Origin of the sequence: Cryobacterium sp. Hh7, from assembly GCF_004403155.1 — a bacterium.
In the GTDB taxonomy this organism is placed as follows: domain Bacteria; phylum Actinomycetota; class Actinomycetes; order Actinomycetales; family Microbacteriaceae; genus Cryobacterium; species Cryobacterium levicorallinum.
On sequence record NZ_SOHG01000016.1, the window covers coordinates 164419 to 179618 of the forward strand.

Annotated in this window: 11 protein-coding genes and 1 tRNA gene; 3 read left to right on the top strand and 9 right to left on the bottom strand. The window is 64.5% G+C overall.

Features of this window, described 5'->3' with window-relative positions:
- Positions 1–6: 6 nt before the first annotated feature.
- The 6 genes from coaE to polA form a co-directional block, all read right to left on the bottom strand.
- Positions 7–672, bottom strand: a complete 666-nt coding sequence (gene coaE, locus E3T43_RS05790; RefSeq protein ID WP_134471672.1) for a dephospho-CoA kinase — start codon at positions 670–672, stop codon at positions 7–9.
- Positions 663–1031: a nuclear transport factor 2 family protein gene (locus E3T43_RS19675; RefSeq protein ID WP_134471673.1), complete on the bottom strand. Its 369-nt coding sequence runs from the start codon at positions 1029–1031 to the stop codon at positions 663–665. Before E3T43_RS19675 ends, coaE begins: the two co-directional genes overlap by 10 nt.
- 18 nt (positions 1032–1049) lie before the next feature.
- Positions 1050–2063 (bottom strand): response regulator, encoded by a 1014-nt coding sequence (locus E3T43_RS05800; RefSeq protein WP_134471674.1) that lies wholly within the window; start codon positions 2061–2063, stop codon positions 1050–1052.
- Positions 2064–2362: 299 nt separating this feature from the next.
- Positions 2363–3817, bottom strand: coding sequence for a 30S ribosomal protein S1 (rpsA, locus tag E3T43_RS05805; protein WP_092448535.1), 1455 nt, complete (start codon positions 3815–3817; stop codon positions 2363–2365).
- A 206-nt stretch (positions 3818–4023) separates the two neighbouring features.
- Positions 4024–5700, bottom strand: a complete 1677-nt coding sequence (locus E3T43_RS05810; RefSeq protein WP_134471675.1) for a DUF885 domain-containing protein — start codon at positions 5698–5700, stop codon at positions 4024–4026.
- Positions 5701–5844: 144 nt separating this feature from the next.
- Positions 5845–8517 (bottom strand): DNA polymerase I, encoded by a 2673-nt coding sequence (polA, locus tag E3T43_RS05815; protein WP_134471676.1) that lies wholly within the window; start codon positions 8515–8517, stop codon positions 5845–5847.
- Between the two features lie 53 nt (positions 8518–8570).
- On the opposite strand from polA, the gene E3T43_RS05820 reads away from it, so the two are divergent.
- Positions 8571–8996 (top strand): hotdog fold thioesterase, encoded by a 426-nt coding sequence (locus E3T43_RS05820; RefSeq protein WP_134471677.1) that lies wholly within the window; start codon positions 8571–8573, stop codon positions 8994–8996.
- Here the strand turns inward: E3T43_RS05820 and E3T43_RS05825 are convergent.
- Positions 8993–12556: a bifunctional RecB family nuclease/DEAD/DEAH box helicase gene (locus tag E3T43_RS05825; RefSeq protein ID WP_134471678.1), complete on the bottom strand. Its 3564-nt coding sequence runs from the start codon at positions 12554–12556 to the stop codon at positions 8993–8995. The two genes, E3T43_RS05820 and E3T43_RS05825, sit on opposite strands and share 4 nt — an antisense overlap.
- Before the next feature lie 137 nt (positions 12557–12693).
- The gene (locus E3T43_RS05830) at positions 12694–13299 is read right to left on the bottom strand and encodes an ANTAR domain-containing response regulator (protein WP_035879545.1); all 606 of its coding nucleotides are present in this window, start codon (positions 13297–13299) and stop codon (positions 12694–12696) included.
- A 37-nt stretch (positions 13300–13336) separates the two neighbouring features.
- On the opposite strand from E3T43_RS05830, the gene E3T43_RS05835 reads away from it, so the two are divergent.
- Positions 13337–13422 (top strand) — tRNA-Leu (locus E3T43_RS05835).
- Positions 13423–13473: 51 nt separating this feature from the next.
- On the top strand, positions 13474–13644 hold the full coding sequence (locus E3T43_RS18685) for a hypothetical protein (protein ID WP_166791245.1): 171 nt from the start codon (positions 13474–13476) through the stop codon (positions 13642–13644).
- An 87-nt stretch (positions 13645–13731) separates the two neighbouring features.
- On the opposite strand, the gene pyk is transcribed toward E3T43_RS18685, so the two are convergent.
- Complete coding sequence (gene pyk / locus E3T43_RS05840; RefSeq protein ID WP_134469004.1) at positions 13732–15177, bottom strand: pyruvate kinase; 1446 nt, start codon at positions 15175–15177, stop codon at positions 13732–13734.
- Positions 15178–15200: the final 23 nt, after the last annotated feature.

Sequence of the window (15200 nt, forward strand, 5' to 3'; positions counted from 1 at the left end):
TGACAGTCAGTCTTGCGCAGCAGAAGACGGCGAGCGGATGACGTCGGTCCCAGCGATCTTGCCGGCTTCAGCCGCGAGAACCCGCTCCCAGAGCGCGTCGACCGGCGCTAGTGTCGCGGCGATGGACCCGGTGTTGTTGATCACAACGTCAGCGATGGCGAGGCGCTCCTCGTCAGTGGCCTGGGCTCCAATCCGCTGAGTAGCTTCCGCCTCGGTCAACCCGCGGAGGTCGATCATGCGCTGAATTCGGGTTGCGGCATCGGCGTGCACGACCACGACGAGATCGAAGGTCACCAGGCCGCCGGCGACAGCCTCGGCCAAAAGCGGAACATCGTAAACCACGATGGCATGCGGATCGGCGGCGTCCGCGGCTGCAATCCGGTCGCGGGTGAGCTGGCGCACCGCCGGGTGGGTGATCGCGTTCAATCGTTCGCGTCGCTCCGGATCAGCGAAGATGATGGCACCGAGTGCCGGCCGATTGAGACTGCCATCCGGCAGCACCACACTATCGCCGAACTCCGCTTGGATCGCGGCGAGGCCGACAGTGCCGGGTGCGACGACCTCGCGGGCCAACTGGTCGGCGTCAATGCCCACAGCTCCGAGCTCCGCCAACCGTTTCGCCACTGTGCTCTTGCCCGAGGCGATACCGCCGGTCAGCCCAATCAGATACATCCCGCCAGACTATCTGCTGGCTCGGCTTGCACCGCGCGCAAGCGCCAAGCGAATGCGCCGACTCCTCGCGGGGCCCCGCGTCGAAGTTTCGGTCTGGGTCCACTCGGATACCCGAAATCATCACCGCAGACCCAGTGTTGGTCGTCCCCGTAGTGCACGTTCGGGATGCCCTCGAATCGTTTTGCCAGGCTGGCCCGAACCTCGTCCTTGCCCACGTACTGGTCGCCACGGGGCGGAGTTCCCCGCGGCTTGGAGACGACGCAGTCGTTTGCGAAATAGCCCAGGATGGCGTCGAGGTCGTGGTCATTGCAGGCCCCCAGGAATCCCCCACGCACTTCGCCTGCCAATTCCTCCCCCATGCGCGTCACCGTATCCGCTTATTCGAGGGCGCGCTCGATTTCAGCGAGGAACGCCTCACGGTTGAGGTCTGGTTTGTTCATGGCGACGACGGGTTGTCCTGGATCGCTGTCGACGGTGTCTTGTTCCTCGTCGGTGATCGCCGCATCGCCGGTCTCAGCAGATTTGACGCAGTAGGTGGGTTTCTCCACATCCGAAGTCACCTGCTCGATGGTTTCCCGGTCTTCGTCAACGACAAGAATGCGGCGGGGATAGGAACGATTGGGCCGCAACCCCAGCAGGGCAAGAGAATTCTGCAGTTCCGCTCGCTGGAGCGGTTTTTCCAGCACGGCCGCTGCGCCACGACTCAGCGCCACACTCATGTCCGCATCGCCGGCGATGACCACGACCGGAATTGATGCAAATTTTGGCGAATCATGCAGCTGCAGCAAAAAATTCCACCCGTCTATGCCCGGCAATTTCACGTCGAGGGTGATGAGGTTGAGCGGAATTTTGCGGGCGAGAACGAGCGCCTCCTCGCCGGTGGATGCTACAACCACCACGAAACCTTCGGCTTCGAGGAAAAGACGCACGAGCTTCGCCGACTTGTGGTCGTCCTCGACCACCAGGGCAGTGGACGTTGCCCCTGACTCAGCCACTTCGGTAACGCCGTCACGGAGACCCGGGAAAAAGAATTTGGAGTCGTGGTCAGCCGTGGCGATCACTTCGGGCAGGGAGCCTTCCCCGAGTGCAGTATCGTTCTCGTCCCCGGGTATCAAAGATTGCTGCGGTCCGGAGCCGGAAGATGCTCTGACCACGGCGCTGGGATTGGGCGCTGACGCCGTATCGGCAAGCGGATCGCCGTCGGTGGTCGTTCGGCCAGCACGGCGCGGCCTTCCGTTGGCTGACGATGACACAGCTCCGTCGAACGGTGTGCCTGCGTCGTCAGTCGAGCTCCGCCATTCAGAATTGTTCTCGACCCGGTTGTCGGTGTAAGTAACGGGACGAAAACTATTCATGAAACTCTCCGATGGGGCTGTGAAACCGTTGCGCACTGTGCCATTCCAGCCAGAAGCTGATTGCACATGGGGGATAGCCGCATCCGCTCGGCAATTTTGTGAATACCGGGACGCAACCAAATAGAGGAAATTTCCTCACTACTAGGTATACCACGAACCACGACGTGTCTAATAACGGCTGCGTAGTGACGGCGGATGCCACTGTGCGCGCGGTCCGTCGGCATCCGCTTTCCTCGCCCCGGTTAAACACGTCGGGCCGCATCCCGAAAGATGCGGCCCGACGTGCGCAGTCACACTGCGTAGCTGTGAAACAGCGCTGTGGTTGAGCTGTGGTGCTAGTTGCCGCCGGAGAGCTTCTCGCGGAGAGCCGCGAGTGCTTCGTCGTCGGCGAGCGTGCCGGCGCCAGCCGACTCGCTCGAGAAGGCAGAGCCGGCCGGTGCGACGTCGCTGGGGGCAGCGATCTCGTCGTTCGCGGTCGAAACCTGCTTCTTGTGGGCTTCCCAGCGAGCCTGGGCTGCAGCGTAGTCCTGCTCCCACTTTTCGCGCTGCTCGTCAAAGCCTTCGCGCCACTCGTTGGTCTCGGAGTCGAAGCCCTCGGGGTACTTGTACTGACCCTTGTCGTCGTACTCGGTGAGCATTCCGTAGAGCGCCGGGTCGAACTCGGTGCCGTCGGGGTCGACGCCATCGTTGGCCTGCTTGAGGCTCAACGAGATGCGGCGACGCTCGAGGTCAATGTCGATGACCTTGACGAAGACCTCGTCGCCGACCGAGACAACCTGCTCGGCGAGCTCGACGTGCTTGCCGGAGAGCTCGCTGATGTGCACGAGGCCCTCGATGCCCTCTGCGACGCGAACGAACGCGCCGAACGGAACGAGCTTGGTGACCTTACCCGGTGCAACCTGGCCGATGGCGTGGGTGCGGGCGAAGACCTGCCACGGGTCTTCCTGCGTTGCCTTGAGCGACAGCGAGACGCGCTCGCGCTCGAGGTCAACTTCGAGGATCTCGACGGTGACTTCCTGGCCAACTTCAACGACCTCGCTGGCGTGCTCAATGTGCTTCCAGCTGAGCTCGGAAACGTGAACCAGACCATCGACGCCGCCGAGGTCGACGAACGCGCCGAAGTTGACGATCGAGGAGACGACGCCCTTGCGGACCTGTCCCTTCTGGAGGTTGTTGAGGAACGTGGTGCGGCTTTCGCTCTGCGTCTGCTCGAGCAGGGCGCGACGCGACAGCACAACGTTGTTGCGGTTCTTGTCGAGTTCGAGGATCTTCGCTTCGATTTCCTGGCCCAGGTACGGGGTCAGGTCGCGAACGCGACGAAGTTCGATGAGCGATGCCGGCAGGAAGCCGCGCAGGCCGATGTCGACGATGAGTCCACCCTTGACGACCTCGATGACCGAACCGGTGACAACACCGTCGGACTCCTTGATCTTCTCAACGTCGCCCCATGCACGCTCGTACTGAGCGCGCTTCTTGGAGAGGATGAGGCGGCCTTCTTTGTCTTCTTTCTGAAGAACGAGGGCCTCGACCAGGTCGCCGACCTTGACAACCTCAGAGGGGTCAACGTCGTGCTTGATGGAAAGTTCGCGAGAGGGGATGACACCCTCAGTCTTGTACCCAACGTCGAGGAGAACCTCGTCGCGGTCGATCTTCACTACGGTTCCCTCGATGAGGTCTCCGTCGTTGAAGAATTTCAGAGTCTTTTCGACCGCGGCAAGAAAGTCTTCAGCAGATCCAATGTCGTTGATGGCGACCTGCTTGGGTGCCCGTTCGGTCGTTGCGATTGTCATGTAGTAGTTGCTCCAGGATGGACATAGTCGGGCCAGACGCGAAAAATAGTTCAGGTGTTTTTGGATGCTCCGCGGTACAGAAAGACCGTGGAACGCTCCGCGCATGGCAGCGGATAGGCGTCACAAATGTGACACTCCATACTAGCTACCTGACTCCCCCGCGGGCAACTCGACCACCCCGCCGGTCGCCGACACAAACGGATGTCCTACTTCAACAGCGTAGAACGCAGCGTGTCCAGCCCGACGCCGCCGAGGTCGAGGGCGGCGCGGTGAAACTCCTTGATCGAGAAGGCGGCGCCCTGGCGCTGCTGTGCAGCGTCGCGCAGCTGCTCCCAGATGCGCTGGCCGACCTTGTAGGAGGGGGCCTGGCCCGGCCAGCCCAAGTAGCGGTTGACCTCGAATTTGACGAAGCTCTCGTTCATGTTGACGTTCTGGCCGAGAAATTCGAAGGCGTAGTCGGCGGTCCAGGGGCCGGAGCCGTCGGGCAGTTGTTTGCCGAGGTGCACCCCGATATCGAGCACCACGCGAGCTGCGCGCATCCGCTGCCCGTCGAGCATGCCGAGACGGTCGGCCGGGTCGTCGAGGTAGCCGAGTTGTTCCATCAGGCGTTCGGCGTAGAGCGCCCAGCCCTCGGCGTGGCCCGAGGTGCCGGCCAGCTGGCGGCGCCAGGTGTTGAGCTTGGCACGGTTATAAACGGCCTGCCCGATCTGCAGGTGATGGCCGGGCACGCCCTCGTGGTACACGGTCGTCAGTTCACGCCAGGTGTCGAATTCGGTGACGCCGACCGGAACGGACCACCACATGCGGCCGGGCCGGGAGAAGTCGTCGGTCGGGCCGGTGTAGTAGATGCCGCCCTCCTGGGTGGGGGCGATCATGCACTCGATGGTTTTGATCTCGTCGGGAATGTCGAACTGGGTCTCAGCCAGGTCGGCGACGGCTTTGTCGCTGGTTTTCTGCATCCACTCCTGCAGCGCCTGGGTGCCGTGCAGTTTACGGCTCGGGTCGGTGTCGAGGTAGGCGATGGCTTCGAGCACGCTGGCGCCGGGCTTGATCTGGTCGGCGACTTTCTCTTGCTCTTCAACCATGCGGGCGAGTTCTTCGATGCCCCACTCGTAGGTCTCATCCAGGTCGATGGTGGCGCCAAGAAAACGGCGGGAGGCGAGGGAGTACAGGTCACGGCCGATAGCGTCGTTTTCGGTGGCCTTACCCTCGAGCTCGTCGCGGAAGAAGGTGGCGAGCTTGTCGTACGCGGTCGCCGATTGGCGAGCACCGAGGCCGAGATCCTTGGCCAGGGAGGCGGGTAGGGTTCCGGTGTCGAGCGAGGCATTCGCGGTGAATTCGGCGAAGAACCCGTCGTTGGAAGCGTGGCGCTGGGCCTGGGCGAATACCTCCCGCACCTGCCGGCGCGCCGGTGTCACACCGCGTTCGATGCCGCAGCGCAGGGTCTCGATGTAGCCGTCGATGGCTGCCGGCAGGTTGCCGAGACGGCTGGAGATGTTGGCCCAGTCCTCGACGGTTTTCGTGGGCATGAGGTCGAAGATTTCGCGGATCTCCTGCGCGGGCGAAGCGATGACGTTGAGGTCGCGGAGCTGCAGCTGCGCGTCGGAGCTTTCAACGGTGAGCGACAGTTCGCTGCGCAGGTCGGTCTGCGTGACTTCGTCGACGCTGTCCACCGGGCGGGCGGCATCCAACTGCGTGATCGTCGTCTTCGCCGCGCCGAGGAACCGTTCATGACCGGCCGGGGAGTAGTCGCCGTAGCGACCGTCTCCCGCGGTACGGCCGATGTAGGTACCCACGGTGGGGTCGAGGTCGACGAGGGTGTCCACCCACTCTTCGGCGATCTGGTCGATGGCCGTGGGAGTGCGCTGGATGTCGTTTGTCATGCATCGAGCCTAGAACACGGCGGTTCGTTGCGAACCCCCCAATTGGGGAAATTGGCCGGTCAACGCGACAGAGTGAGTCGCTCGGAAACCGGGCGGGGAAGGACGCTGTGGGCCCCCTCAGCCTGTCATCCGCGCTCAGTTGGACTAGTGAGCGGCAGCGTCCCAGTTGGCGCCGCGACCGACCTGCACGGTCAGCGGAACGAGCAGGTCGGCAGCGGACTCCATGTTGTGGGTGACGACCTGGCGAAGGGCGTCCCACTCCCCCGGGGCCACATCGAAAATCAATTCGTCGTGCACCTGCAGCAGCATGCGGGACTCCATCGAGGCATCCGTCAGATCGGCGGCGATACCGTTCATGGCGATCTTCATAATGTCGGCCGCCGAGCCCTGGATCGGCGCGTTCAGTGCCGCTCGTTCGGCGTTGTCGCGCAGCACCCGTTTCGGGCTGGCCAGGTCGGGGAACGGCCGACGCCGCCCGAAGATGGTCTCGGTGTAACCGTCGACCTTGGCCTGCTCGACGACGTTGCGCAGGTAGTCGCGCACCGCACCGAACCGCTCGAAATAGTCGGTCATGAGCTGCTTGGCCTCTTTGGTGTCGATGCGAAGCTGTTTGGACAGTCCGAAGGCGCTGAGGCCGTAGGCGAGCCCGTAGCTCATGGCCTTGACCTTGCTGCGCATTTCGCCGGACACGTCGGCGGGATCGACACCGAAAATGCGGGAACCGACGAACCGGTGCAGGTCTTCGCCGGCGTTGAACGCTTCGATCAGGCCGGCGTCTTCGGAGAGGTGCGCCATGATGCGCATTTCGATCTGGGAGTAGTCGGCGGTGAGCAGGCTCTCGCTGTCGGCGCCGGCCTGGAAGGCCGCGCGGATGCGCCGTCCTTCCTCGGTGCGCACCGGGATGTTCTGCAGGTTCGGGTCGTTCGAGGAGATGCGGCCGGTGGTGGTGCCGATCTGCACGTAGGTGGTGTGGATGCGGCCGGTCGTGTCGATGGCCTTGTCGAGGGTTTCCACGATCTGGCGCAGCTTGGTCGCGTCGCGGTGTTTGAGCAGCAGGTCGAGGAACGGATGCGGGTTGCTGGCCTGCAGGTCGGCGAGAGCGCCGGCATCCGTTGAAAAACCGGTCTTGTTGGCGCGGGTCTTGGGCATCTCGAGCTGGGTGAACAGCACGTCTTGCAGTTGCTTGGGTGAACCGAGGTTCACCTCACGGCCGATCTCCGCGTAGGCGGCGGCGGCGAGGCTGGCCGTACTCGCACCGAGCTCGGCGGACAGTTCGGCGAGCTGCTCGTGCGAGACGCTGACGCCGGCCAGTTCCATGTCGGCCAGGGCCAGCAGGGTCGGCAGTTCGATCTCGAGCAGCAACTTGAGCGAGCCGGGGTCGAGGACTTTCTCGACGGCGGCAAACAGGCGCAGGGTGAACCAGGCCTGGGCGGGAGCGCCGGCCTGCTGGGTCTCGTCGGGAACGAGCTGGTTGGGGTCGGCGATGGGCACGGTCTCGTCGAGGTAGCGCGACACGAGGTCGGCCAGGGTTTTGTCGGGGCCTCCGGGGCGGAAGAGCCAGGCGCCGACCAGGGTGTCGAAGGCGAGGCCGGCGAAGGGCAGCCCGCTGCGACGCAGCGCCTTCACCTGGTGTTTGGCGTCGTTCATGATCTTCGGAGCTGCGCTCGCGAGCCACGCTTCGAGCGGGGCGTAGTCCTTACGGCCGGGCTGCCAGGGCAGGTTGATGGTTTCGGTCGGGCTGGCCAGCCCGAAACCGATTGCCTTGCCGTCCTGCACCTCCACCGTGAGGCCAAGGCCCGCCGGGTGAGTCACGGTGGCCCGGTCAAGCCAGGATTGCAGCTCTTCGTCGAGCAGATCCTGCGCGACGGGCGCCTGCACGGCGGGGACCTCCACAATGACGGTAACGGATGCTTCAACCGCCGGGTCCTCGCCGGCGAGCTTGAGCACCCGGTCGAGCAGGGTTTTGAATTCGAGGCGGGTAAAGATGTCCCGCACCGCGTCGGTGTCCATGGCGCCGCGTTCGAGCGCGGCGACGGCCATCGGCAGCTCCAGGTTGGTGACCAGGCGGTTGAGCCGGCGGTTGCGAATCGCGTTCTCCTTCTGCTCGCGCAGGTTGTTGCCAACGACCCCCTTGATCTCGTCGGCGTGTTCCAGGATGCCATCGAGGCTGCCGTACAGACCGAGCCACTTCACGGCGGTCTTCTCGCCGACCTTGCTGATGCCGATCAGGTTGTCGCTGGTTTCGCCGACGAGCGCGGCCACGTCGGGGTACTGCGCCGGTTCGATGCCGTAGCGTTCGCGCACCCGAGCCGGGTCGTAGCGGGTGAGGGCCGACACGCCCTGGCTGGCCGGGTAGAGCAGGGTGACGGTCTCGTTGACCAGCTGGATGGCATCGCGGTCGCCGGAAACGACGAGCACGTTGTAGCCGGCTGCACTGCCTTCGACCGAAAGGGTCGCGAGGATATCGTCGGCCTCGAAGTCTTCCTTGGTGATGGTGGTGATGTTCATCGCGGCGAGGGCTTCCTGCAGCAGTGGAATCTGGCCGAGGAATTCCGGCGGCGTCGCATTGCGGGTGCCCTTGTATTCGGGGTATTCCCGGGTGCGAAAGGAAGCACGGGAGATATCGAAGGCGACCGCGAGGTGGGTCGGCTTCTCATTGCGCAGCAGGCTGAGCAGCATCGACAGAAAGCCGTGGATGGCGTTCGTATGCTGCCCGGCGTGGGTCTGGAAGCTGTCCACTGGCAGGGCGAAGAACGCCCGGAATGCCAGGGAATGGCCGTCGATGATCATCAGGGTAGGCTTTTCGGAGTCCAACACTCCCCCAGCCTACAAGTGTCTTCCCGCGTGGGCTCCCCCGACCAAAGGTGATCATGTTCAATACGACTGACGATGCACTCGCCTGGGTTCAGCAGCGCGGTTGCGGAGACCTCGCCGACAAGATGGGGCTTGAGTTCACCGAATTCACGATTGACCGGGCAGTGGCACGGATGCCCGTGGCTGGCAACACGCAACCAGCCATGCTCATGCACGGCGGCGCCTACGTCGTGCTCGGCGAGTCCCTCGGCTCAATGGCAGCAAATCTGCACGCCGGACCGGGCAAGCTCGCCGTAGGCATTGAGATCAACGCCTCGCACAACCGCTCGGCGACGTCGGGCTACGTGACCGGGGTCTGCACGCCGATTCACCTCGGCCGTACGCTCACCACGCACGAGATCGTGGTCACCGACGACGCCGGTCGACGCTGCTCGACGATTCGCATCACCAATATCATCAAGGACCTGCCGCCGCGCGCCTAGTTGGCTGCGTAGCCGGGCTTTTCCGCGCGGTCTGACTTTTCTGCGGGGTCCGGCTCCACCAGGCTGATGAACGCACTGAGTTCGGTGACACCGGCCGGTGTCACCGGCAGATACTGGGTCAACGCCGGCGAATAGACCAGGTACGCGGCCCATTTCGCGCGTGAGATGGCGACGTTCAGGCGGTTCTTCATGATCAGGAACGACAGGCCGCGCGGCACATCCTCGGCCGAACTGGCCGCAAGCGTAACGATCGCGACGGCGGCCTCCTGGCCCTGGAATTTGTCGACGGTGCCAACTCGCACGCCCGGGTAACCTGCAGCGTCGAGGGACTGCCGCACCAGGGTGAGCTGGGCGTTGTACGGCGTGACGACGATCACGTCGGCTTCGGTCAGCGAGTCATTCAGCCGGTCGGCACTCGGGTCGGTCCACAGCCGGCCAAGCGTGGTCTGCACGAGGTCTACCACGACATGAGCTTCTTCGGGTGCGGAGATGGCGTTGCCGGTGTGCACGACGGGCACCGCGTGCACACCGGGCGCAACGCCGGCGAGCGACCGGGTCGAGGTGACCGGGTTGGCGCGCAGCAGGCCGCCATAGGACAGTCGGGAGACGGGAGCGGTCACCGCCGGATGCATGCGGCGACTTTCGGCGAGAAAATAGCCCCGGTCGGCGGGCAGCACGTCGTGGCCGGCGGCGACCCAGCCGAGCGCGGACTGGTCGATTGGCTCGGGATGGGTGCCCTGACTGACCTGCGGTAGTTGCTGCGGGTCGCCCAGCAGCAGCAGGTTCTGGGCGCCCACACTCGACGCGATCGTCGAAGCGAGTGAGAACTGCCCGGCTTCGTCGACGACCAGCAGATCGAGGCTGTGGCGTGGCACGCGGGCCGGATTGCTGAAGTCCCAGGCGGTGCCGCCGATCACGAATCCGGTCGCGGCATGGTCGAGCGCGAAGAGCAGCTGGCCATCCTTCGGCAGTACAGTGAAGGCGGCATCGGCCGGGTCGGCCCCGGTCTTCGTCACCTTGCCGACGAGGTCCGGATCGAGCCCCGCCGAAACGACAGCGCCGAGCAGGTTCTCCACGACCGCATGGGATTGCGCGACGACACCGATCTTCCAACCGTGCTGCTGCACGAGCGCGGTCATGACGTGGGCACCGAGATAGGTTTTGCCGGTCCCGGGCGGCCCCTGAATCGCGAGGTAGGAGTGGTCGAGGTCGAGCAGCGTCGCAATGACGGCGTCGATCGTGGTGCCGGCGGCCGCAACGGCCGTCAGCTGCCCCGTGCGGGTACGCGGCGGAGTGCGGCGCAGAATGTCGACCATCGGGTCGCTCGGCCAGCGCGGCTGGGCGTCGACGATGGCAGCGGCCCATTCATCGATGGCGGGCTTCTGCTGCATCGGCCGCGGCGGGGCAGCCGGCGCGAGGGCGCTCGGCCGGTGATCGTATCGAGCAACGTCTTTGAGGAGCGTCTCTTCGACCAAGACGCCACCGTCGTCGCTGACCTGGAGCACTTTCACGGCGCGGTGGGTGCGCGCGCCGTCGGAGGTATCCGGGTTGGGGAACGGCCCCGGGTAGTCGTAGAGCAGGTACGGGCCGGTCTGGTCGCCCGGTTTGATACTGCTGCCGGGTGCAAGTCGTCCGCGCAGCCATAGGTGCCGGCGGTCGACGCGCTGCTTACCCTCACGAAACCAGTCACGTTCCACGGCAACGTTTTCAACGACGAGCACGTCGCGGGTGTCCTGCCATTCGTCGATCGGGTACTCGAGTCGAAAGTAGTGCCCCCACCAGAAACTCTTCTGCTCACGCCGGTGATAGTCGATCGCGGCGGCAGCGAAGGCGGCCGCGGTCTGGTCGATGCTGCGCGGGGCATGGCCGACCGGGGCCGAGAGGGCGAGCAGGGCGTCCCGCACCGGCGACGGCTCTACCGTGTCGGCATCCGCTTCGAGTGGCGTGCCAGCAGTGCGGATGCCGGCCCCGCGTGCCAGCGCGCGCAGCCAGTCGCGCAGGCGCAGCGTTGACACGCAGTCGTAGCGGTTGTAGTCGACGATGGAGTCGAGCATGCGCTGCGCTTCGGCCCGATCTCCGTGCTCGTGCAGGTCGCGGGCTGCGGCGTATTCGGTGATGGAATCGGCCGCGTTGGTGACCTCGCCACCGCGCAACTCGGCGCCCATGTAGAGGGGTTCGAGCTTCTTGATCGAGTAGGAACGCGACCCCACGCGCATCGTCTTGCGAACCACCGGGTACAGGTCGACCAGCACGTTCTCACGCAACAGCTGGTCGATCTGGTCTTCGCCGACGCCGTGCCGAGCGGCCAGGCTGAGTAGGTGGGTGCGCTCGTACGCGGCGTAGTGGTACACGTGCATGCCCGGAAACCGAGCTCGGCGATCGGCGAGGTAAGCCAGAAAGTCGGTGAGCGCCACGCGCTCCTCGGCCCAGCTGTGTGCCCAGAAGGCATGAAAGGTTTCATCGGTGTCGACCAGTCCGAACAGGTAGTCGAGGCCCCACTGCGTGCTGGTGCCCGCGGTCGCGCTGCCTTCCGTCACGTCTCCCTCAGACCCGGCTCCCTCCGCGTAGAGCGGGTCGCCCTCGAAGTCGAAGAAGATGTCGCCGGGGTTCGGTTCGGGCAGCACCATCAGTGCACCCGCGTTGTACAGGTCAACCGGCGGGGCAGTGCCCGCCACCGCCTGCAGCTGCAGCCGCGCCTGCGTGCGCAGGGCAGTGAGCGTTGACTCGGCCATTCCGTCGGTACTGCCGGTCGATGCCGCGAGGTCGTCAATGGTGCGGATGCCGCCGGCCGCCAGCCGGGCACGCTGCGAAAGCCGCAGCCCGGCAACCAGCAGCGGATCGCGCTGCTCCTGCACCTCGGTCTCACAGCTGGCACAACGCCCGCAGACGGTGTACCGCGGGTCTCCCCAGGCGACGGCGACGGTGTCGGCGAGACGCTCGGCAATGATCTGCACCAGACGCTGCCGGCGTTTGCGATAGACCGGCCGAATGTCGGCGAGGCGGTGCACGCTCACGGAACCGTCGCCGAGCAGCAGTTCGACCGAACGAGCCGTGGCAACTCCGATGCGCTCCAGTTGCTCGGCGTAGGCGGCGAGCTGCAGCAGCGCTGCAACCCGGGCATGCCGGGCGAGTTTGGTGTCCTGCAGCAGCCAGGAACCGTCGCTCTGGCGCACGATGAAGTCGGCGAACCCGAGGAAGACGATGTCTGCAGTGGGCGAGCCGAAGTCGGGGTCAAAGAACGTGGCCTGAAAGACGACTTCAGCGCCAGTGCTGAAAGCGAGCCGCGTGTCGTCGGCGGCGGTCTCGAGGGCGGGGCGGTCCATCCGCTCTGGACGGGCAATTTCGACCACAGATTGGCCGAGCCGGTACCGCTCGAGTACCCGGTGTTCGTGCTCGTCACCGAGCCGGGACGTGCGTTCGAGCATGGCGTCTACCGGGTCGGGCACGACGTCGATGCGGCCGAGCCGCGCGTCGATGCGGCGCAGGAAGGCAAATTCGCAAACGGATGCAGCACTCAGGTCACTTGCGCTCGTCACCACGCTGCCGTCCAGTAAAAACATGCGCCCACCCTTGCTCTTTTTCGAGCGTATCGGACACCACCGACATACAATTCGAACCGCCAGCCGGCCACCCGTCCCGGCCACAACGCACAACGGCCCGGCAGAATCTGCCGGGCCGTTCTATCTGATGAGTGCCGCTACTTCTTGGCGCTGAGCTGCTCGATGATCGCCTGCGACACGTCGTGCATGGTGAGGCGACGGTCCATCGAGGCTTTCTGAATCCAGCGGAAGGCCTCCGGCTCGGTCAAGCCCATCTTCTCGTTCAGCAGGCCCTTGGCCCGATCGACGAGCTTACGGGTCTCGAACCGTTCGACCAGGTCGGCGACCTCGGCCTCGAGGGTGATGATCTGGCTGTAGCGCGAGAGAGCGATCTCGATGGCCGGCAGCAGGTCGTTGGGGGTGAAGGGCTTGACGACGTAAGCGAGGGCGCCGGCTTCAGTGGCGCGCTCCACCAGTTCCTTCTGGCTGAATGCGGTCAGCAGAACCACCGGAGCGATGTGCTCCTTGGAGAGGCGTTCAGCCGCGCTGATGCCGTCGAGCTGGGGCATCTTGACGTCCATGATGACCAGGTCGGGGCGGAGCTCCCGTGCCAAGGCGACCGCAGTTTCTCCGTCACCGGCTTCGCCGACGACTTCAAAGCCGTTGTCGCGCAGAATCTCGACGATGTCGAGGCGGATGAGGGATTCATCCTCAGCGACGACAACGCGGCGCGGAGGGGTGGGGGTGCTGTCTTGGTCGGTCACGAGGAAAGCCTACGGTATTCTGAACGAGTAGTTGTAAGCCGGTGTGGCGGAATGGCAGACGCGGAGCACTCAAAATGCTTTGTTCGCAAGGACGTGTGGGTTCGAGTCCCACCACCGGTACCAGAAATCACGGCCAGTTTGTGTTGACACGCCCGCACCTGTCAGGCTGGACCGATGATGAATAACATGGCGTATTGGGGCTACCTGTCTTTACTGATCTATCCGGCGCTGATCGCACTGGGGTTTTGGGCGGCCTATTTCGTGATTCGAAACGCCATCCGCTCGGGGCTGCGGCAGCACCAGGAATGGCTCGACGCGCGGGCGCCGAAGCCGCCCGTTCTCTAAACCACACGCAACCACACGCAACCACACGCAACCACACGCACAAAAGCCCCGCCCGAGATGATCGGGCGGGGCTTTTCGCGTTAAGGCTTACTTCTTGACGTACGCCGGTGCGACCTCGTTGTGGGCGTCGCCCACGCGGTGCACGCGAATGTCGTTCGTCGAGCCGACAATTCCGGGAGGGGAACCGGAGATGACGACGACCTTGTCACCGATTTCAGCGAGGCCCTGACCGATGAGAATGTCATCGACCTGACCGAACATGGCGTCGGTGTGGGTCACCGGCTCCACCAGGTAGGTCTGGATGCCCCAGGTGAGGGCCAGACGACGACGGATGCCCGGCTCCGGCGTGAACGCCAGCATCGGAATCTTGGACCGCAGCCGCGACATTCGTCGCGCTGAGTCTCCGGACTCGGTGAAAATGCACAGGAATTTGGCGTCAACGAACTCGGCGACCTCGATGGCGGCCAGAGTGATGGCGCCACCCTGGGTGCGCGGACGATTGGTGAGCTTGCCGATGCGCTCCAGGCCGTGAATCTCGGTGGATTCCACAATGCGAGCCATCGTCTGCACCGTGACGACGGGGTACTCTCCGACGCTGGTCTCACCGCTGAGCATGACGGCATCCGCACCGTCGAGCACGGCGTTGGCGACGTCGCTGGTCTCGGCGCGGGTGGGCACCGGGCTCAGAATCATGGATTCGAGCATCTGCGTGGCGACGATGACCGGCTTGGCCATGCGGCGGGCGATCTCAACGGCCTGCTTCTGCACGATCGGCACGGCTTCGAGCGGGAGCTCAACTCCGAGGTCGCCACGGGCGACCATGATCGCGTCGAAGGCGTCGACGATCTCTTCGAGGTTGTCGACGGCCTGCGGCTTTTCGATCTTGGCGATCACCGGAACGCGACGGCCTTCTTCGGCCATGATCTCGTGCACGCGGGTGATGTCCTCGGCGCTGCGCACGAAGGAGAGCGCGATCAGGTCGGTGCCGAGGCGGAGGCCCCAGCGCAGGTCCGCTTCGTCCTTCTCTGACAGGGCGGGCACGTTGACGGCCACGCCGGGCAGGTTGATGCCCTTGTTGTTGGAGACGGGACCGGCGACGATGACCTTGGTGGTGACGACGACGCCATCCGTTTCAACGACCTGCACCTTGACCTTGCCGTCGTCGATGAGCAAAAAGTCGCCCGGGTGCACATCGTGCGGCAGACCCTTGAAGGTCGTGCCGGACAGTTCCTTGGTGCCGAGCACATCTTCGGTGGTGATCTTGAAGATATCGCCGACGGCGAGGTCGTACGGGCCGCCCTCGAACTTGCCGAGACGAATCTTCGGGCCCTGTAGGTCGACCATGACGGCGACGGCGCGGCCAGAGTCGTTCGCGGCCTTGCGCACGTTGGCGTACACGCTTTCGTGTACCTGATAGTTGCCGTGGCTCAGGTTCATGCGACAGACGTCAACGCCCGCGTCAATGAGCGCCCTGATCTGCTCGTAGCTGGACGCTGCCGGCCCGAGGGTGGCAACGATTTTTGCGCGTCTCATACTGGTGAATCTCCAATTTCCGC

Bases quoted from the DNA above. Each gene is read 5' to 3' on its own strand.
- rpsA (WP_092448535.1), bottom strand. From the start codon at position 3,817: ATGACAATCGCAACGACCGAACGGGCACCCAAGCAGGTCGCCATCAAC.
- E3T43_RS18685 (WP_166791245.1), top strand. From the start codon at position 13,474: ATGATGAATAACATGGCGTATTGGGGCTACCTGTCTTTACTGATCTAT.
- E3T43_RS19675 (WP_134471673.1), bottom strand. From the start codon at position 1,031: ATGGGGGAGGAATTGGCAGGCGAAGTGCGTGGGGGATTCCTGGGGGCC.
- coaE (WP_134471672.1), bottom strand. From the start codon at position 672: ATGTATCTGATTGGGCTGACCGGCGGTATCGCCTCGGGCAAGAGCACA.
- pyk (WP_134469004.1), bottom strand. From the start codon at position 15,177: ATGAGACGCGCAAAAATCGTTGCCACCCTCGGGCCGGCAGCGTCCAGC.
- E3T43_RS05820 (WP_134471677.1), top strand. From the start codon at position 8,571: ATGTTCAATACGACTGACGATGCACTCGCCTGGGTTCAGCAGCGCGGT.
- E3T43_RS05810 (WP_134471675.1), bottom strand. From the start codon at position 5,700: ATGACAAACGACATCCAGCGCACTCCCACGGCCATCGACCAGATCGCC.
- E3T43_RS05825 (WP_134471678.1), bottom strand. From the start codon at position 12,556: ATGTTTTTACTGGACGGCAGCGTGGTGACGAGCGCAAGTGACCTGAGT.